16 protein-coding genes are annotated in these 18067 nt (G+C 71.6%); 9 read left to right on the forward strand and 7 right to left on the reverse strand.

Features of this window, described 5'->3' with window-relative positions:
* Positions 1–2: 2 nt before the first annotated feature.
* The 7 genes from AB0I23_RS04230 to AB0I23_RS04260 all read right to left on the reverse strand — a co-directional run bounded on the left by AB0I23_RS04230 (position 3) and on the right by AB0I23_RS04260 (position 8519).
* Positions 3–1013 carry a CU044_5270 family protein gene (locus tag AB0I23_RS04230; RefSeq protein WP_359106616.1) on the reverse strand — a complete coding sequence of 337 codons (1011 nt, stop codon included), beginning with the start codon at positions 1011–1013 and terminating at the stop codon, positions 3–5.
* A complete protein-coding gene (locus AB0I23_RS04235) occupies positions 1001–1618 on the reverse strand; it encodes an RNA polymerase sigma factor (RefSeq protein WP_359106618.1) in 618 nt (205 codons plus the stop codon). The genes AB0I23_RS04230 and AB0I23_RS04235 overlap by 13 nt, the downstream gene beginning before the upstream one ends.
* A 533-nt stretch (positions 1619–2151) precedes the next feature.
* Entirely contained in the window at positions 2152–3087 is a 936-nt protein-coding gene (locus AB0I23_RS04240) for an ROK family protein (protein WP_359106620.1), read from the reverse strand.
* Entirely contained in the window at positions 3084–4793 is a 1710-nt protein-coding gene (locus AB0I23_RS04245) for an ABC transporter ATP-binding protein (RefSeq protein WP_359106622.1), read from the reverse strand. Before AB0I23_RS04245 ends, AB0I23_RS04240 begins: the two co-directional genes overlap by 4 nt.
* Complete coding sequence (locus tag AB0I23_RS04250; RefSeq protein WP_359106624.1) at positions 4790–5695, reverse strand: ABC transporter permease; 906 nt, start codon at positions 5693–5695, stop codon at positions 4790–4792. The genes AB0I23_RS04245 and AB0I23_RS04250 overlap by 4 nt, the downstream gene beginning before the upstream one ends.
* Positions 5692–6651 (reverse strand): ABC transporter permease, encoded by a 960-nt coding sequence (locus tag AB0I23_RS04255; RefSeq protein WP_359106626.1) that lies wholly within the window; start codon positions 6649–6651, stop codon positions 5692–5694. The genes AB0I23_RS04250 and AB0I23_RS04255 overlap by 4 nt, the downstream gene beginning before the upstream one ends.
* Before the next feature lie 50 nt (positions 6652–6701).
* Complete coding sequence (locus tag AB0I23_RS04260) at positions 6702–8519, reverse strand: peptide ABC transporter substrate-binding protein (RefSeq protein ID WP_359106628.1); 1818 nt, start codon at positions 8517–8519, stop codon at positions 6702–6704.
* 285 nt (positions 8520–8804) lie between these two features.
* Here AB0I23_RS04260 and AB0I23_RS04265 point away from each other — a divergent pair, with 285 nt between their 5' ends.
* The 9 genes from AB0I23_RS04265 to alr all read left to right on the forward strand — a co-directional run bounded on the left by AB0I23_RS04265 (position 8805) and on the right by alr (position 18023).
* Complete coding sequence (locus AB0I23_RS04265; RefSeq protein WP_327244823.1) at positions 8805–10025, forward strand: ROK family transcriptional regulator; 1221 nt, start codon at positions 8805–8807, stop codon at positions 10023–10025.
* Positions 10026–10048: 23 nt separating this feature from the next.
* Positions 10049–11572 carry a M81 family metallopeptidase gene (locus AB0I23_RS04270; RefSeq protein WP_359106630.1) on the forward strand — a complete coding sequence of 508 codons (1524 nt, stop codon included), beginning with the start codon at positions 10049–10051 and terminating at the stop codon, positions 11570–11572.
* Positions 11569–12324, forward strand: coding sequence for a copper homeostasis protein CutC (locus AB0I23_RS04275; protein ID WP_359106632.1), 756 nt, complete (start codon positions 11569–11571; stop codon positions 12322–12324). The genes AB0I23_RS04270 and AB0I23_RS04275 overlap by 4 nt, the downstream gene beginning before the upstream one ends.
* 65 nt (positions 12325–12389) lie before the next feature.
* A complete protein-coding gene (locus tag AB0I23_RS04280; protein ID WP_359106635.1) occupies positions 12390–12566 on the forward strand; it encodes a hypothetical protein in 177 nt (58 codons plus the stop codon).
* Between the two features lie 68 nt (positions 12567–12634).
* Complete coding sequence (gene glmS, locus AB0I23_RS04285; RefSeq protein WP_359106637.1) at positions 12635–14482, forward strand: glutamine--fructose-6-phosphate transaminase (isomerizing); 1848 nt, start codon at positions 12635–12637, stop codon at positions 14480–14482.
* A 25-nt stretch (positions 14483–14507) separates the two neighbouring features.
* Complete coding sequence (locus AB0I23_RS04290; protein ID WP_037688059.1) at positions 14508–14876, forward strand: holo-ACP synthase; 369 nt, start codon at positions 14508–14510, stop codon at positions 14874–14876.
* 4 nt (positions 14877–14880) lie between these two features.
* Positions 14881–16341 carry an NAD(P)H-hydrate dehydratase gene (locus AB0I23_RS04295; RefSeq protein ID WP_359106639.1) on the forward strand — a complete coding sequence of 487 codons (1461 nt, stop codon included), beginning with the start codon at positions 14881–14883 and terminating at the stop codon, positions 16339–16341.
* A 58-nt stretch (positions 16342–16399) separates the two neighbouring features.
* Positions 16400–16783: a DUF488 domain-containing protein gene (locus tag AB0I23_RS04300; RefSeq protein ID WP_359106641.1), complete on the forward strand. Its 384-nt coding sequence runs from the start codon at positions 16400–16402 to the stop codon at positions 16781–16783.
* A gap of 82 nt (positions 16784–16865) precedes the next feature.
* Positions 16866–18023 carry an alanine racemase gene (gene alr / locus AB0I23_RS04305; RefSeq protein WP_359106942.1) on the forward strand — a complete coding sequence of 386 codons (1158 nt, stop codon included), beginning with the start codon at positions 16866–16868 and terminating at the stop codon, positions 18021–18023.
* Positions 18024–18067: the final 44 nt, after the last annotated feature.

An 18067-nucleotide genomic window follows, 5' to 3' on the forward strand; every position in this document is an offset into this window, starting at 1 on the left:
GGTCAGGGCTTCTGGCCCTTCGCGTCGACGACGGCGGCCCGGATCCGCGCCTCGCTGTTGAGGACCTCCCCGGCCCTGTACTTCTCGGTCGGGAGCTTCATCCCGGCGGGGGCCTTCATCTCGTAGTCCTCGGCGGCCACGAAGCGCATGCCCGCGTAGCTGTAGTCCCGGGGGTTGATGAGGATCTCGCGCCGTTCGTGCGAGCCGTCCTCCTTCCGGGTGATGGCAATGACATCGCGCCCTGCGGCGTCCTTCACGAGATGGTCGGTGACCTTCACCCCCGGGACGGCGGCCAGCGCACGGTAGAGCCGGGCGAGGGCGTCCGGGGCGATCGGGTACGTCGCGACCATCAGACCCATGGCGCGGAAGCTGTGCTGGGCCTCGGCCTCCGGAGGGCTCTCGGCGGTGTGGCCAGTCGGATAGAGGGAGCGGACCTTCGCCAGCAGACGTGCCGGGTCGTCGGGCAGCTCATCGGCGGCCCGGTAGTCCTGGCGGGCCGTGCGGTAGTCGGTGTCCTTGCCGTTCTTCGCAGCGGCGGAGTTGTCGTACGGAACCCAGGAATCCGGGTCGTAGGAGAACCGGCCCGCGGCGGCCGAGCCCGACCGGTACAACAACCCGCCCACGGCGGCCGAGCCCCCCTCGGGCTCCCGCTGGACGATCTTCGTCCGGGTGTAGATCCACTGGTCGTCGCGCGGTTCCGGCGCGGCCGGCTGCTTCGCCAGCTCGTCGGCGGCCCGGTTCAGTACCTCGGCCGGACTGTCCAGGGTCAGGGGGGCCGCCGCGGTGGACCCTTGGGTGGGACCGTCCGCGCCGATCTGTGTGGTCAGCAGAGCGGCCGCGGTGATCGCCGCCGCGGCGCCGATCGACGCGATGCGCCAGTCGGCACGCAGCCGGCGGATGCGCCGGCCGCCGGCAAGGGAGTCCGTCAGCCGCTGCCGGCCGGGAGCGAGCGCGGCACGCTCGGGGACGGGGGCATCTGCGCGCAGCTCGCGCAGCCGGGTCATTTCGTCCATGACGGGCTCAGCTCCATGACGTCGGATGTGAACGCGGGGTCGGTGTGCAACGCCTCCCGGACCTTGCGACGGGCACGGTTGAGGCGGGACCGTACGGTGCCGAGCGGGACGTCCAGCGCCCGTGCGACGTCCTCGTATCCGAGGTCGGCCCAGGCGACGAGCAGCAGCACATGGCGGTCGCCCGGGGAGAGCGCGGCGAGCGCTCCGGCCAGTGGCACCTGGGCGGTGATCCGGTCGTCGGAGCGGTCGCTCCAGGAGGCGGCGACCGTGTCCTGTCCCGTACGGGCCAGGGCGCGCAGGCTCCGCTCCTCGCCGCGTCTGTGCTTGCCGATGAGGTTCGCGGCGATGCCGTACAGCCAGGGCCGGGCACTGCGGTGAGCGGTGTCGTAGCGGCGCCGGGAGCGGAAGGCTATGAGGAACGTCTCCGCCGTGATGTCGTCCGCCGCACCCTCCCCGAGGCGGCGGGCCGCGTACCGGTGGATGTCGGGCGCGTGGCGGTCGTAGAGCCCGGCGAAGATCTCCGGCTGCTCCAGCGACTGGGCGACGATCCCGGCGTCGTCGGTATCGGCCTCGGCGCTCGGCCGTCCGGTCGGGGGTCCGGTCACAGGGGCTCCTGGGGGCTCGGTCGGTGAGCGTGTCACCCCTTGTTCCCCGCAGGGCACAGAAAGGTTCACGGGGCGCAGGGCCTGTGGGCGCCGGCCGCCGGGCAGGCGCCCTCAGACCCTGTACGAGCCCCGTATCAGCCACGGCGGCCGATGCGCAGCGAGCTCAGTACGGACCGGATCCGGCTCTTCAGCCCGCCGCCTTCCGGCGAGGACGCCGGCCGGGGGACGGAGTCGGCGTCACGCTCGGGCATCAGGCTGCGCTGTTGCGGTTTTCACCGCAACACCAACTTCTCGCCGTAGTTCGGGCGGAAGAGGCGTCTCCTGACCGGGATTGCCGAGCAGGCTCCTCAGCTGACCCTCCCAGCTGGGCGGACAGGCTGATGCCTGGAACTCGGCACGGAAGGCCTCGATCTCCTGGATGACACGGTGATCGTCCGGCGTCGGAGGAGGGACGGCGAAGAGCCCGCTCCGGCGCCACGGCACACAGGCTCGTGGCGTCGGAGCAGGCTCGTGGCGCCCGCGGCCGGGTTCTCTCAGATGCCGACCTGCGCCGTCAGCTCCTGCCGGGCCCGGGCGGCGGCGCCGACCGGTACCGCGTCGGCCCCCAGGGCGGCCCTGACCAGCCGGACCGGGTGGCCGCTGACCGGCGGGTCGGCGGCCAGCGACGCGAGGATGAGGGGTTCCAGCAGGGGCCAGGCGCGGCTGACCCCGCCGCCGACCACCACCGTGGTGATGTCCACGACGCCGGCCGTCATCACGATCGCCCGGGCGATCCCGGCGCCGGCGGCCCGGTACACCGCGAGGGCGTCCTGGTCACCGTGGTCGGCGGCCTGTGCGACCTCGCGGGCGGTCAGCCGGCGGCCGGTGCGGTCCGCGTAACGGGCGCCGATGGAACGGCCGGAGGCCAGGGTCTCCAGATGGCCCCGGCCGCCGCACGAGCAGAGCAGATCGCCGAAGCCGGGGATGTGCCCGATCTCGCCGGCCGCGCCGTGCGGCCCGGCGAACAGCGCGCCGCCGGTCCACAGCGCGCCGCCGACCCCGGTGCCCAGGGTCATCCCGAGGACGTCCGACTCGCCGCGCACGGCGCCGCCGGACACCTCCCCGTGGAGGAAGGCGTTGACGTCGTTGTCCAGGAAGACCGGGACGCCCAGCGCCTCCTCGACGGCGTCCGTCACCGCGAAGCCGGCCCAGCCGGTGAAGGAGTCGCTGGCCACCAGGATGCGGCCGGTGACGGAGTCCACCAGGCCGGCTGCGCCGACCCCGCCGCCGACGAGGCGGCCGGGGGTGCGTTCCAGCAGCGGGGCCAGCGCGCCCAGGGCCGCGGCGATCATGGCCTGGCCGCCGTCGGTTGCCGGGGTCGCCACCTCGGCGCGGTCGAGCACGGTCAGGTCCTCGGCGCAGAGCGCCACCTGGGTGGTGGTGCCGCCGATGTCCACTCCGGCGAAGAGCGTACGGTCATGGGCGCTCACCCCTGGGCCTCCGTCCGGCCGGCCGCGAGGGTGGCCAGGCGTTCGGCTCTGCGGCCGCGCTGGATCACCGGGTCGGGCACCGGCACGGCGGCCAGCAGCCGGCGGGTGTAGTCGGTTTCCGGGTGCAGCAGGGTCGCGCCCGTGGCGCCCTGCTCCTCGACCCGGCCCGCCCGCATCACCACGACGCGCTGGGCGAAGTGCTGTACGACGGCCAGGTCGTGGGAGACGAAGAGACAGGCGAAGCCCAGATCGCCCTGGAGCTCGGAGATCACTTCGAGCACCGCCTCCTGCACGCTCACGTCGAGTGCGCTGGTGGGCTCGTCGGCGACCAGCAGACGGGGCTCCAGGACCAGGGCGCGGGCCAGACTGACCCGCTGGCGCTGACCGCCGGACAGCTCCCGGGGGGCGCGCCGGGCGAGTTCACGCGGCAGCCGGACCCGGTCGAGGACGGCGGAGACCTTGCTCTGGCGGTCCTTGGCGGAGAGCTCGCGGCGGTGCACCCTGAGCGGCTCGGCGATGCACTCGCCGACCGTCATCCGGGCGTCCAGTGAGGCCACCGGGTCCTGGAGGACCACGCCGATACCGGCCCGCAGCGCCCGGCGGGCCCGGGACCGAGTGCCGGCCAGGTCGGTGCCGAACAGCGAGACGGTGCCGGAAGTCGGCGGGATCAGACCGAGCGCGACCCGGGACGCGGTGGACTTGCCGGAGCCCGACTCGCCCACCAGGCCCAGGGTCTCCCCGGCGTGGACGGCGAGCGAGACCCCGTCCAGAGCCCGCACGGCGCCCTTGCCACGGCCGAACACCACGGAGATGTCGCGGAGTTCGACCACGGGCTCGGTGTCCGGGCGGGTGACGGCGGCCGGCGCCACCGGCCGGCCCGCCTCGGCGACCGACAGCCGGGGCACTGCGGCCAGCAGCCGCTTGGTGTAGTCGTGGGACGGGCGGAGCAGCACGTCCTCGACCGGTCCGGTCTCCACGATCTCGCCGTGGTACATCACGGCGACCCGGTCGGCGAAGTCCGCGACCACGCCCATGTTGTGGGTGACCAGCAGGACGCCGGTGCCGGTCTCGACGGCGAGCCGGCGCAGCAGGTCGAGGATCTCGGCCTGCACCGTGACGTCCAGCGCGGTGGTCGGTTCGTCGGCGATCAGCAGGGACGGCTCGTTGGCGATGGCCATGGCGATGACCACCCGCTGGCGCTGTCCGCCGGAGAGCTGGAAGGGGTAGGCAGTGGCCCGCCTCTCCGGCTCGGGGATGCCGACCTTGCGCAGGAGTTCGACGGCCTCGGCGGCGGCGTCCTTGGCGGACACCTCGCGGTGGTTGCGGATCACCTCGGCGATCTGCCTGCCGATCCGGGTCAGCGGGTCCAGCGCGGTGGCCGGCTCCTGGAACACCATGGATACGGTCCGGCCGCGCAGCGCCGCCAGGTCGGCCTCATGGGCACCGACCACCTGGGTGCCGGCGATGGTGGCGCAGCCGGTGGCACGGGCGTTGCCGGCCAGCAGGCCCATCGCGGCCAGCGCGATGGTGGACTTGCCGGAGCCCGACTCGCCCACCAGGGCGAGCGTCTCGCCGGAGCTGACGTGCAGGGAGACGCCCCGGACGGCCGGCACCTCGCCGGTCTCGGTGGTGAAGACGACGCCGAGGTCGTCGAGTTCGAGAATCGGCCCGGCCGACGGGGCGGCGGAGCCCTGGGTGGCGGTCATCCGCGTCCCCTCACGTCGAATGCGTCGCGGAGTCCGTCCCCGATCGCGTTGAACGCCCAGACCACCAGGATGATGGCCAGGCCCGGCGGCAGGATGAGCCACCAGTAGCCGGAGTAGGCGGCGGTGAGACCGGCCGAGAGCATGCCGCCCCAGTCGGTGGCCGGCGGCTGGACACCCAGGCCCAGGTACGAGACGTAGGCGACCAGCAGGATGGCGTCGGCGATCTGGAAGGTGGTCGCGACGATGATGGTCGAGACCGAGTTCGGCAGGATGTGCCGGGTGATCGCCCGGGAGTGCGTCCCGCCGATGGCCCGCAGGGTCAGGACGTAGTCGCGGTTCTTCAGGGTCAGCGTCTCGGCCCTGATCAGCCGGGACGGCACCAGCCAGGAGACGAAGCCCAGGATGACGATCAGCCCGGTCAGGCCCGGGGTGGTGATGGCCGAAACCACCAGCAGGATGAAGAGCGCCGGGATGGCGATCCCCGCGTCCACGATCCGCATCATGACCGCGTCGATCCAGCCGCCCGCGTAGCCGGCGGCGGCGCCCCACAGGGTGCCGATCACGGTGGCCAGGATGCCCGCGGCGAGGCCGACGATCAGCGACACCTTGCCGCCGTACATCAGCCGGCCCAGCTCGTCGTGGCCGACTGCGTCGGTGCCGAGCCAGTGCGAACCGCTGGGGGCGAGGTTGACCTGCTGGAGCATCGTGTGGGTCTGGTCGGTGGAGTACACCAGCGGACCTGCGAAGCAGAGCAGGAAGAAGAAGACCACGACGCCGAGCCCGACCACGGCGAGCCGGTTGCGCAGGAAGCGCCGGACGGCGAGCCGGGAGCCGGACACCGTACCGGTGGCGGTGGCGGTGGCCGTGCCGGGCGCCTGACCCGGCTGGATGACGGCGCTCATGCCCGACCTGCCTTCACTCGGGGGTCGATGATCCGCTGGACGATGTCGGCGAGCAGCGTGCCGACCACCGTGGCGATGGCGATGACCAGCACACAGCCCAGCAGCACCGGGTAGTCGGAGGACTGCGCGGCGGTCCAGAAGAGCAGGCCCATGCCGGGGTAGTTGAAGAGCTGCTCGACCACCAGGGCGCCGCCGAACAGCACCGGCACGTAGTAGCCGAGCATGGCGATCACCGGCGTCAGCGAGTTGCGGAACACATGCCGCCACAGGATGGAGCGGGAGCGGGAGCCGCCGGCCCGCGCCGTCCTGACGTAGTCCTCGGAGAGGTTCTCCAGGGTGGCCGCCCGCATGTAGCGGCTGAACACCGCGATCATCGAGGCGGCACCGGCGGCGACCGGCAGCACCAGCGCCAGCGGGTCGGAGAACACCTGGGCGAGCGTGTCCCCCTGCGGGGCCTGGGACGGGAACCACGGCAGCGCCTGGCTGAACACCAGCACCAGGATCAGCCCGAGGAAGTACACGGGTGTGGAGTAGGCGATGAAGCTCAGCGTGGTGATGACGTAGTCGACGGGCTTGTTGCGCCGGACGGCCTGCCACATGCCCAGCGGGATGGCCAGCACGAGGCCGACGATCGCCGACAGGGCGGTGAGGACCAGGGTCTTGGCCAGCCGCTCGGAGATGAGCTGGGAGACCGGCTCATTGAGGGTGTACGAGGTTCCGAGGTCGCCGTGCAGCAGCTGGTTCAGGTAGTAGAAGTACTGCACGGGGAGTGGCTTGTCGAGGCCCTGCTCGTGGTTGAAGGACGCGATCTGCTGCGCCGTGGCCTGCGGGCCGAGGATCCCGCGAGCGGGACCCCCGGGCAGGGCGTGCAGCAGACCGAAGACCACGATCGTCACGATGACGATCACCACGACGGCTTGGAGGACCCGTCTGATCAGGTACGAGGAAGTGCTCATGTGTTTTCCGGTCGCTTCGGCTCAGTGGTACGTACGGTCACCGACCGGGCTCACTTGGTGGTCCACTTCCACATGGCGGGGTGGAAGTTGGCGAGCGAGTCCTGGGCGAAGCCGCCCAGGCCGTTCTTGACCACGGAGACCTGGTAGTCCGGCTCCGGCAGCCAGACGACCGGGAGGTCCTTGGCCAGGGCGGCGCTGTACTTCTGCACCGCCTCGTCGGAGGAGGAGGTGGTGGTCTGGGTGATCAGCTTGTCCACGGCGGAGTTGGAGTAGTTGCCGAAGTTGGAGCCGCCGCCGGTGGCGAAGAGGGAGTCACCGCTCGGGTAGGCCGGGAAGTACCAGCTGCCCGCGGTGCCGAAGAACGACAGCTGCCACTTGCAGCCGGCCTGGTCGGCCGTGCACTGGCCGGCCTGCGAGAGGACCGAGTTGACCGGGGCGGTCTTGATGGTGAAGTCGATGCCGGTCTTGGCGAACGACGACTGCAGGGCGCTCATCATGTTGTCGGTCACGGTCGAACCGGACTGCGAGAGCACCTGCATCCGGAACTTGGTGCCCTTGTCCACGCCGGCGCCGCACTGGCTGTCGCCGGTGCCCGGGGCGGTGCACACCATGGTGCCGTTCTGCTCGGTCCAGCCGTGGCCGGTCAGCAGCTTCTTCGCCTTGGTGGTGGAGAACGGGTACGGGTTGTTCTTCTGCTCCGGCGAGACGAAGGACGAGTTCTGGCCCTGCGGGATCGGGCCGTAGGTGGAGACCGCGGTGCCGTTGAAGACGACCTTGGAGAGCGTGGTCTGGTCCACCGACATCTGGATCGCCTGGCGGGCGTAGAGCTGCTTGAAGACCGCGCCCATGGCGGGGTTGTTGAAGTTGTAGGGCATGTAGGTGATGGCCCAGCCGGACCACGGCTTCACCGTGTAGCCCTTGGAAGCGAAGGACGACTCCTGGCTGAGGTCGGTGGCGTTGATGTAGCCGTAGTCGACCGTGCCTGCCCGGAGCGCGTTCTTCTCGGCGTCCGTGGTGGTGAACGGCAGCAGGTTCACGTTCTTGATGTTGGCCTTGCCGCCGCCGTCGTACTTGGCGTTGGCGGTCAGCTCGACCTTGCCGGCCGTGGAGAACGACTTGATGGTGTACGGGCCGCTGACCGTCTTCCAGAGCGGGTCGGTGGCGTAGCCGGAGATCTTCTTGGCGACGTCGTTCAGGTACGTCCAGACCTTCTTGGCGCCCGCGGTGGTGCGGTCGAGGTCCGACACGGTGCCCGAGTCACCGGTCTTGTCCCAGACGTGCTGCGGCATCGGGCGGATCATGCTCAACTCGTTGGCGAGCATCCACTGCTGGTTGTACGCCTGGTCGAAGGTGATGGTGAAGTGCGTGTCGTCGACGGTCTTCAGCGACGTCCAGTTGTCCGGCGCCTTACCCGGGCTGTAGCTGGCCCAGTCGGCCTTGTTGGCCTTGACCAGGTTGAACCAGAACTCCACGTCGCGTGAGGTGATCTGCTTGCCGTCGCTCCAGTGCCGGTCGCCGAGCGTGATCGTGACGCTCTTGCTGTCCTTGGCGAAGTCGGCTGCGGTGGCCAGCGAGTTGTCCTTGTTCCAGCCGACCTTGCCGGTGGAGCCGTCGTACGCGATCAGCGGCTCCCAGAGGGACTGGGATATGGAGGAGTTGTTGGTGTTCAGGTGCGCGGCGGTACCGATCGGGAGGATCCAGTTCGGCGTGAAGTTGGCCGGCAGCGCGTAGTTGATGGTGTCCGACGAGCCCGAGGCGGACGACGAGGTGTCGCCGCCGGAACAGCCGGTCAGCAGAGCGCCCGCGGTGACAACGGCGCCCGTGACGAGGGCCCAGCGGCGGCTGTTCGCCGTGTGAGCAAGGAACATGACTCTCCTCAGAGTGAAAGGACCCGTATGTGTCCCGGGACCGGCACTGCGTTCACGACAGCTAACGTCGGACACGTCGAAGAAACAAACAAGAATTAGTAAAAAGTAAGTTACTGCACCTCCGAAAAAAGCCCACTCGCCCCGATCCCCCTTCTTCTTTGGGTGAATTTGGGTGGATTGAACGGGTTTCAGGTAGGGCTCACTTCCTTCGCGAAGCTGTTCCCCCGCGCCAAGTGCGGGCGTATTGTCTTCGCCACACACACCGTTGCGGAAGTTACTTCGTACATGACTGAAATAAGTGCATGGGACCGCAAGGCCGCGAAAGGCACCCCAGCCCTCGCCGCGCGGGTCCTGGAACTCGTCGCATCGGGCCAGGCCTCGTCACGCGCCGAACTCGCCGGACTGCTGGGGGCCGCAGCCTCCACCATCTCCCTCACCGTGGCCCATCTGGTGGAGCGCGGGCTGATCGCCGAGGAGGGCACCCAGTCCTCCACCGGCGGGCGCCCCCGCAAAGTGCTGAGACTGGGAAGCAACGACGAGTTCGCCGTCGCCGCCGACCTCGGCGGCCGGCACGCCCGGATCGGTGTGGTGCTGCCCGGCGGCGGTCTGACCGATGTCTCGACCGTCCCCTTCGTGATCGCCGACGGCCCCGAGGCGGCCCTGCCCCGGCTCGCCGAGACCCTGGAGGCGCTGGCCGAGCAGCGCGGCCGCGGCCGGCTGCGCGGGGTCGGGCTCTCGCTGCCCGGGCCGGTGGACATCGCGTCGGGCTCGGTCGTCCTGCCGTCCCGGATGCCGGGCTGGAACCGTTTCCCGGTCACCGCCTGGCTGGAGGAACGCTTCGGTGTCCCTGCCGCCGTGGACAACGACGCCAACTGCATGGCGATCGGCGAGCACACCGTACGGCCCGCCGAGCACCGGCAGACGATCATGGTGAAGATCGGCTCCGCGATCGGCGCCGGCGTCATCGCCGACGGACGTCTCTACCGGGGCGCCACCGGCGCGGCCGGTGACATCACCCACATCCGGATCGACGGCGGCGCCGACATCCCCTGTTCCTGCGGCAACACCGGCTGCCTGGAAACCGTGGCGTCCGGGGCCGCCCTGGTCCGCATCCTGCGCGAGCGCGGGGCCGACGTCAGCAGCACCGAGGACGTGGCCCGGCTGGCCGTCGACGCCGACCCGGAGGCCACCCGCGCGGTCCGCAGGGCCGGCGACTACCTGGGCCAAGTGCTCGCCGCCAACGTCAACTTCTTCAACCCGGACGCGGTCTACCTCGGCGGCATTCTCTCCACCCTGGAGCCGTTCGTCGCCGCCGTGCGCAGCCAGCTCTACGAGAGCTGCCACCCGCTGGTCACCCAACACCTCACCATCGAACGGGCCAGCCTGGGCGCCGACGCAGGACTGGTCGGCGCCGGGCAGTTCGCCCTGCAGCGCGCCCTGGCCCTCGCGCTGCGCGAGGTCGGCGGCACCGACCAATTCCGCGCCCCGGCGCCCCGCCACGCCTGACGCCCCACCCCCTACGAGGAGCCATGTCGCAATCCCGCACCGCCGCAGCCCGCCCGGTCATCGCCATAGCCGGACTCGGCATCGAGTCGTCCACCTTCTCTCCCGCTCGCACCCAGGCCCCCGCCTTCCATCCCTCGCGCGGCGCCGAAGTGCTGGACCGCTACCCCTTCCTGACCGCCGGTGAGGAACTGCGCGAGGCGGCCGACTGGCACGGTGCCCTGGTCGGCAAGTCGCTGCCGGGCGGCACCGTCACCGCCGCCGCCTGGGCCGAGCTGACGGACGAGCTGATCGAACGGCTCGCCGCGCTGCCCGAGCCGGACGGCCTCTGGTACGACATCCACGGCGCCATGACCGTGGAGGGCATCGACGACGCCGAGGCGGTGCTGCTGGAGCGCATCCGCGCCACCGTCGGCCCCGACGTGATCATCTCCACCTCGATGGACCTGCACGGCAACGTCTCCCGTGAACTCGCCCACGGCAGCGACCTGATCACCTGCTACCGGATGGCCCCGCACGAGGACCACATGGAGACCAAGGAGCGGGCCGTCCGCAACCTGGTGGACCTGCTGACCTCCGGCGCGCCCCGCCCGGTCAAGGCCTGGGTGCCGGTGCCGGTGCTGCTGGCCGGCGAGCAGACCTCCACCCGGATCGAGCCGGCCAGGAGCGTGTACGCGGCCGTGGACGAGGTCGAGGCCATGGACGGCGTGATCGACGCCGCGATATGGGTCGGCTACGCCTGGGCCGACGAACCGCGCAACCGCGCCGTGGTGGTGGTCACCGGCACCGACCTGGCCACCGTGTCCGCCGGTTCCGAGCGCCTGGCCCAGGGCTTCTGGAAGGCCCGCGAGGACTTCGACTTCGTCGCCCCGACCGGCACCTTCGACGCCATCCTGGACGAGGCCCTGGCCTCCGACCAGTGCCCGTACTTCATCAGCGACACCGGGGACAACCCGACCGCCGGCGGCGCCGGCGACGTGACCTGGGGCCTGACCCGGCTGCTGACCCGCCCGGAGTTCCAGAAGGACGACGGCCCGACCGTCATCTACGCCTCGGTGCCCGGACCGGCTGCCGTCGAGACCGCCGTCGCCGCCGGTGTCGGCGCCACCGTCACGGTCACCGCGGGCGCCGAGGTGGACGACCGGCACGCGGGCCCCGTCACCCTGACCGGTGTGGTGCACGCCGTCCGGCACGGCGACCGCGACGCCGGGACCGAGGTCGTCATCCGGGTCGGCAGCGTGTACGCGATCCTCACCAAGCTGCGCAAGCCCTACCACCACGAGCACGACTTCACCGACCTGGACCTCGACCCGCGCGGCGCCGACATCGTGATCGTGAAGATCGGCTACCTGGAGCCCGAGCTCTTCGACATGTCGGTCGGCTGGAAGATGGCGCTCACCCCCGGCGGTGTGGACCAGGACCTGGTACGCCTGGGCCACCACCGCATCCGCCGCCCGATGTTCCCCTTCGACCGCGAGATGGCCGACCCGGACTTGTCGGCCCGCATCATTCCCGCCTCCGACCAGCCGCTGACCGGGGACGACGAGTGACCGCACGTCCCGCCCTGGAGATCGCCGTCACCTCACCGGCCGGCGCCCGCGCCGCCCGGGAGAACGGTGCCGACCGGGTCGAGCTCTGCGTCGCCCTGGAGCTGGGCGGCCTGACCCCGTCGGCAGCCCTGGTGGAGGCGGTCGCCGGGGAAGGGCTGCCGGTGCAGGTGCTGGTCAGGTGCCGGCCCGGCGACTTCGTCCATGGCGCGGAGGAGATCGCGCTGATGGCCGCCGAGGTGCGGTCCGTCATCGCCTCCGGCGCCTCCGGCGTGGTGATCGGCGCGCTGACCGCAGACGGCGCCCTGGACACCGTGGCGGTCGCCCGGCTCGCCGAAGCGGCCCGCGCCTCGGGCCGCCCGGTGGACATCACCCTGCACCGCGCCATCGACCAGTCCGCCGACCCGGTGGGGACCGCCGCACTGCTGCCCTCGCTCGGCCTCACCCGGGTCCTCACCTCGGGCGGCGCCCCCACCGCGGCCGAGGGGCTGGAGGCGATCGCCGCGATGGCCGCCGCCGCACCCGGGGTGCAGGTGATGGCCGGCGGCGGGGTGCGCCCCGCCGACATCCCGGCCCTGATCTCCGCCGGAGCGGCCGCCGTCCACCTTTCCGCCAAGACCAGGGCGCTGCCCCGGCGTGGCGGCGGCTGGGTACCGCTCGGCGCCGGGGGCGCGTCGGCCGAGCAGGACACCCACTTCGTCACCGATCCCGAAGTGGTGGCCGAGGCACGGCGGGCAGTGGGGACGGAGGGCTAGCGTCCTGCGCCGGGAATTCGATCCATATATGTGGCGAGGCGTTCGAGGATCCGGTCGGGACGAAGGTGCGCGCCCCGGCCGACCGCGGACTTCCCCGGGACCTGATCGACGCTCACGCCGAGTTCGAGGCCTACGGCCTGAGCGGGCGGCAGATCGCGGAGCTTCGGCGGTGGGCGCGGGAGCGGGAAGCGGATCCGGGGCTGCCGCTCGCAGAGGATCGCAGTGACTGGGCCGACGAGTGATCCCGGCCGCCCCGCGCCCCTTCTGCGACGATGCCAAGCGAGGGGAGGGCGACCACGAAAGGATCGTTATGTGTGGAATCGTCGGGTACGTCGGTGGGCAGTCCGCGCTTGATGTTGTCGTCGCGGGGCTGAAGCGCCTCGAATACCGCGGGTACGACTCCGCGGGTGTCGCCGTTCTCGCGGACGGTGGTCTGGCCTCCACGAAGAAGGCAGGCAAGCTCGTCAATCTGGAGAAGGCGCTGGTCGAACAGCCTCTTCCGGCCGGGACCACCGGGATCGGGCACACCCGGTGGGCCACCCACGGCGGGCCCACCGATGCCAACGCCCACCCGCACCTCGACAACGCGGGCCGCGTCGCCGTCGTGCACAACGGGATCATCGAGAACTTCGCCGGGCTGCGCGCCGAACTCGCCGAGCGCGGGCATGATCTGGCGTCCGAGACCGACACCGAGGTCGTCGCCCATCTGCTTGCCGAGGCGTACTCGTCGACCGGTGACCCGGCGGAGGCGATGCGACAGGTCTGCCGGCAGCTCGAAGGGGCGTTCACCCTGGTGGCCGTGCATGCAGACGAGCCGGATGTGGTGGTGGGAGCCCGGCGGAACTCACCGCTCGTGGTCGGGGTGGGGGAGGGGGAGGCGTTCCTGGCCTCCGATGTGGCCGCGTTCATCGCGCACACCCGGTCCGCGATCGAGCTGGGGCAGGATCAGGTCGTCGAGCTGCGCCGGGAGTCCGTCACGGTCACCGACTTCGACGGGCAGCCCGCCGACGTGCGTGAGTACCACGTGGACTGGGACGCCTCCGCCGCCGAGAAGGGCGGCTACGACTACTTCATGCTCAAGGAGATCGCCGAGCAGCCGAAGGCGGTGGCCGACACGCTCCTCGGGCGGATCGACCGCTCGGGCTCGCTCCACCTCGACGAGGTGCGCATCGCGCCGAGTGTGCTCCGGGAGGTCGACAAGGTCGTCGTCGTGGCGTGCGGGACCGCGTACCACGCCGGGATGATCGCCAAGTACGCCATCGAGCACTGGACCAGGCTGCCCTGCGAGACGGAGCTCGCCAGCGAGTTCCGCTACCGCGACCCGATCCTCGACCAGCGCACCCTCGTCATCGCGATCTCCCAGTCCGGCGAGACGATGGACACGCTGATGGCGCTGCGGCACGCCCGCGAGCAGGGGGCGAAGGTCCTCGCCATCTGCAATACGAACGGGTCGACCATTCCGCGTGAGTCCGACGCGGTGCTGTACACGCACGCCGGGCCGGAGGTCGCCGTCGCCTCGACCAAGGCGTTCCTGACCCAGCTCGTCGCCTGCTACCTCGTCGCCCTGTATCTCGGCCAGACCCGCGGTACGAAGTGGGGCGACGAGATCCGGACCGTCGTCCGGCAGCTCTCCGAGGTCCCCGGGCAGGTCGAACGGGTCCTGGAGACCATGGAGCCGGTGCGTGCGCTGGCCCGTTCGCTCGCGCACAAGAACACCGTCCTCTTCCTGGGGCGCCACGTCGGCTATCCGGTCGCCCTCGAAGGCGCGCTGAAACTCAAGGAACTCGCCTACATGCACGCCGAGGGCTTCGCCGCCGGCGAGCTCAAGCACGGGCCGATCGCGCTGATCGAGGACGATCTGCCGGTCGTCGTGGTCGTGCCGTCGCCGCGCGGGCGTTCGGTGCTCCACGAAAAGATCGTGTCGAACATCCAGGAGATCCGGGCTCGCGGCGCCCGCACCGTCGTCATCGCCGAGGAGGGCGACGAGGCGGTCGTTCCGTACGCCGATCATCTGATCTGGATTCCCGCTGCGCCTACGCTGCTTCAGCCGCTGGTGGCGACCGTGCCCTTGCAGGTCTTCGCCTGCGAACTGGCCACCGCCCGCGGCAACGAGGTGGACCAGCCGCGCAATCTGGCGAAGTCCGTGACCGTCGAGTGAGCCCAAGGAATGAGTGAGTGAGCGCGTGATCATCGGGGTCGGGATCGATGTGGCGGAGATCGAGCGGTTCGGCGCGGCGCTGGAGCGTACGCCGCATCTGGCTCAGCGGCTCTTCCTGGAGCGGGAGTTGCTGCTGGCCAGTGGCGAGCGGCGCGGAGTCGCCTCGCTGGCCGCCAGGTTCGCCGCCAAGGAGGCCGTCGCGAAGGCGCTCGGTGCGCCGGGCGGGCTGCTGTGGACGGATGCAGAGGTGTACGTCGAGGACAGCGGGCAGCCCCGGCTGCGGGTCCGTGGCAGCGTCGCCGCCTGCGCCGCCGAGCTGGGCGTACGGCATTGGCACGTCTCGCTGAGCCATGACGCGGGGGTGGCGTCGGCCGTGGTGATCGCGGAAGGTTGACCGTATGCGAACTGCGTACAGCGTGGAGACCGTCCGGGCCGCCGAGCGTGCCCTGATGGCGCGGCTGCCGGACGGCGCCCTGATGCAGCGGGCCGCCGCGGGACTGGCCGTGGCCTGCGGCGATGTGCTGCGGCGTAACGGACGGGTGTACGGATCCCGGGTCGTCCTGCTCGTCGGCAGCGGCGACAACGGCGGCGACGCGCTGTACGCGGGCGCCCGGCTGGCGCGGCGCGGCGCGGGCGTCCGCGCCCTGCTGACCTCGCCGGGCCGCGCCCACGAGGGCGGGGTCGCGGCGCTTCGCGCGGCGGGCGGGCGGGCGGAGGACGCGGCACAGGTGGGCACGGACCAGGTCGGCCGTGTCGATCTCGTGGTCGACGGCATCACCGGCATCGGCGGGCGCGGCGGGCTGCGCCCGGACGCGGCCGCGCTGGTGCGGGCCTTCCAGGCGACCGGGGTGCCGATCCTCGCCGTCGACCTGCCCAGCGGCGTCGAGGCGGACACCGGGGAGGTGCTCGGCGACGCCGTGCGGGCCGACGCGACCGTCACCTTCGGGGCGTACAAGCCGGGGCTGCTCATCGACCCGGCCGCCGACCGGGCGGGTGCGCTGCACCTCGTCGACATCGGGCTCGGCGACGAGCTGCCCGGCGTACCCGATCTGGAGGCGCTGCAGTACGCCGACGTCGCCGCGCTGCTGCCGCTTCCCGGCAGCGAGAGCGACAAGTACCGGCGCGGTGTCGTCGGTATCGTCGCCGGGTCCGCGCGGTATCCGGGCGCGGCGGTGCTCGCCGTCGGCGGGGCGCTGCGGGGCGGTGCGGGCGCGGTGCGGTACGTCGGTCCGGGCGCCGGTGCCGTGATCGCCCGGCATCCGGAGACGCTGGTCCACACGGGCCCGCCGTCGAAGGCGGGGCGGGTGCAGGCGTGGGTCGTCGGACCCGGGCTCGGGGACGGTACGGACGCCGTCTCGGCGGTCGCCGATGTGCTGGACACCGAGGTCCCGGTCCTCGTCGACGCGGACGGGCTGCGGCTGCTCGACGCTTCTGTCGTGCGGTCGCGCACCGCGCCGACGCTGCTCACCCCGCATGCCGGGGAGGCCGCCGCGCTGCTCGGCGTCCCACGCGAGGAGGTCGAGGCGGGGCGGCTCGCCGCCGTCCGGGAGCTTGCCGCCCGCTACCGCTCCACCGTGCTGCTCAAGGGGTCGACGACCCTGGTCGCCGACAGCAGCGGACGCACTCCCGTACGGGTCAATCCGACCGGCACCTCCTGGCTGGCCACGGCGGGCAGCGGCGACGTCCTCTCCGGGCTGACCGGTTCCCTGCTGGCCGCGGGTCTCGACCCGCGCGACGCCGCCTCCGTCGGCGCCTACCTGCACGGCCTCGCCGCCCGCTACGCCTCGGACGGCGGCCCGGTCTCCGCCCAGGACGTCGCGGACACGGTCCCCGCGGCGTGGCGTGAGGTGCGGGCCTGAGCGATCCTGGGCATCAGACACGGAACCGCAGATGAGCGCCGGTGAGGAGTGATCGACTGTGGGCAGTGATTCCGTACGCGTACGCCGGGTGTACGACCCGCAGGAGGACGGTGACGGGACCCGGGTCCTCGTCGACCGGCTCTGGCCCCGCGGCGTGGCCAAGGACCGGGCACGGATCGACCGGTGGCTGAAGGACCTCACCCCGTCGAACGAACTCCGCTCCTGGTACCACGAGGACCGCAGCGGCACCCGCTACGACGACTTCGTGGACCGCTACCGCGCCGAGCTCGTCGACCCCTCCCACACGGCGGCGGTGCGGGAGCTGGTCGAACTGGTCCGCACGGGCGGGCCGGTGACTCTCGTCACAGCGGTGAAGGACGTCCCGCACAGTCATGTCCCGGTCCTCGTCGACCATGTGGAACATGAGCTGCACCATCGGTGACATCAGCGGCTTCGCGACCGCTGCCGCCACCGGTGACGCGCCCCCGGGAGTCCCGTCGTACGCCTCTGAGAGACTGGGCGCGATGAACGAGACAGCGTCCTTGAGAGCCCGAGCCGAGATCGACCTCGCCGCACTGCGCGCCAATGTGCGCGTGCTGCGCGTCCGGGCGGCCGGCGCGCAACTCATGGCCGTCGTCAAATCCGATGCGTACGGGCACGGGGCGGTGCCCTGCGCCAGGGCCGCGCTCGAAGCCGGGGCGACCTGGCTCGGCACCGCGACCCCGCACGAGGCGCTCGCCCTGCGCGCCGCCGGGCTCGGCGGCCGGGTGATGTGCTGGCTGTGGACGCCGGGCGGCCCCTGGCGCGAGGCGATCGAGGCCGACATCGATGTGTCGGTCAGCGGTATGTGGGCGCTGCGGGAGGTCGTCGCCGCGGCCCGGGAGGCCGGACGCCCGGCCCGTATCCAGCTCAAGGCCGACACGGGACTGGGGCGCAACGGCTGCCAGCCCGCCGACTGGCCCGAGCTGGTCCTTGCCGCCCGCACCGCCGAGGACGAGGGCACGGTGAAGGTCACCGGTCTCTGGTCCCACTTCGCCTGCGCCGACGAGCCCGGTCATCCGTCGATCGCCGCCCAGCTGGCGGTGTACCGCGACATGGTCGCGCACGCGGAGAAGGCGGGCGTCGAACCCGAGGTGCGGCACATGGCCAACTCCCCGGCGACGCTGACGATCCCCGAGTCGCACTTCGACCTCGTACGGACCGGCATCGCCATGTACGGCATCTCGCCCAGCCCGGAGCTGGGCACCCCGGCCGACTTCGGGCTGCGCCCCGTGATGACGCTTGCCGCGTCGGTCGCCCTGGTCAAGCAGGTGCCGGCCGGTCACGGCATCAGTTACGGGCACCACTGCACGACGTCCGCCGAAACGACGCTCGGCCTGATTCCGCTCGGCTACGCGGACGGCATCCCGCGCCACGCCTCCGGGCGCGGCCCGGTCCTGGTCGGCGGCGTCCGGCGGCGGGTCGCGGGTCGGGTGGCGATGGACCAGTTCGTGGTCGACCTCGACGGGGACACCGTCGAGGTGGGCAGCGACGCGGTGCTCTTCGGCCCGGGGGACCGGGGCGAGCCGAGCGCCGAGGACTGGGCGGAGGCGGCCGGCACGATCGCGTACGAGATCGTCACCCGCATCGGCGGCCGTGTGCCGCGTGTCTATCTGAACGAGATCCCGACCGGTTCTCTCTGATCTGTTCTGTCCTGCACGTCCTGACCTGACCTGACGGACAACGA

Origin of the sequence: Streptomyces atratus, from assembly GCF_040655115.1 — a bacterium.
Classification (GTDB): domain Bacteria; phylum Actinomycetota; class Actinomycetes; order Streptomycetales; family Streptomycetaceae; genus Streptomyces; species Streptomyces atratus_D.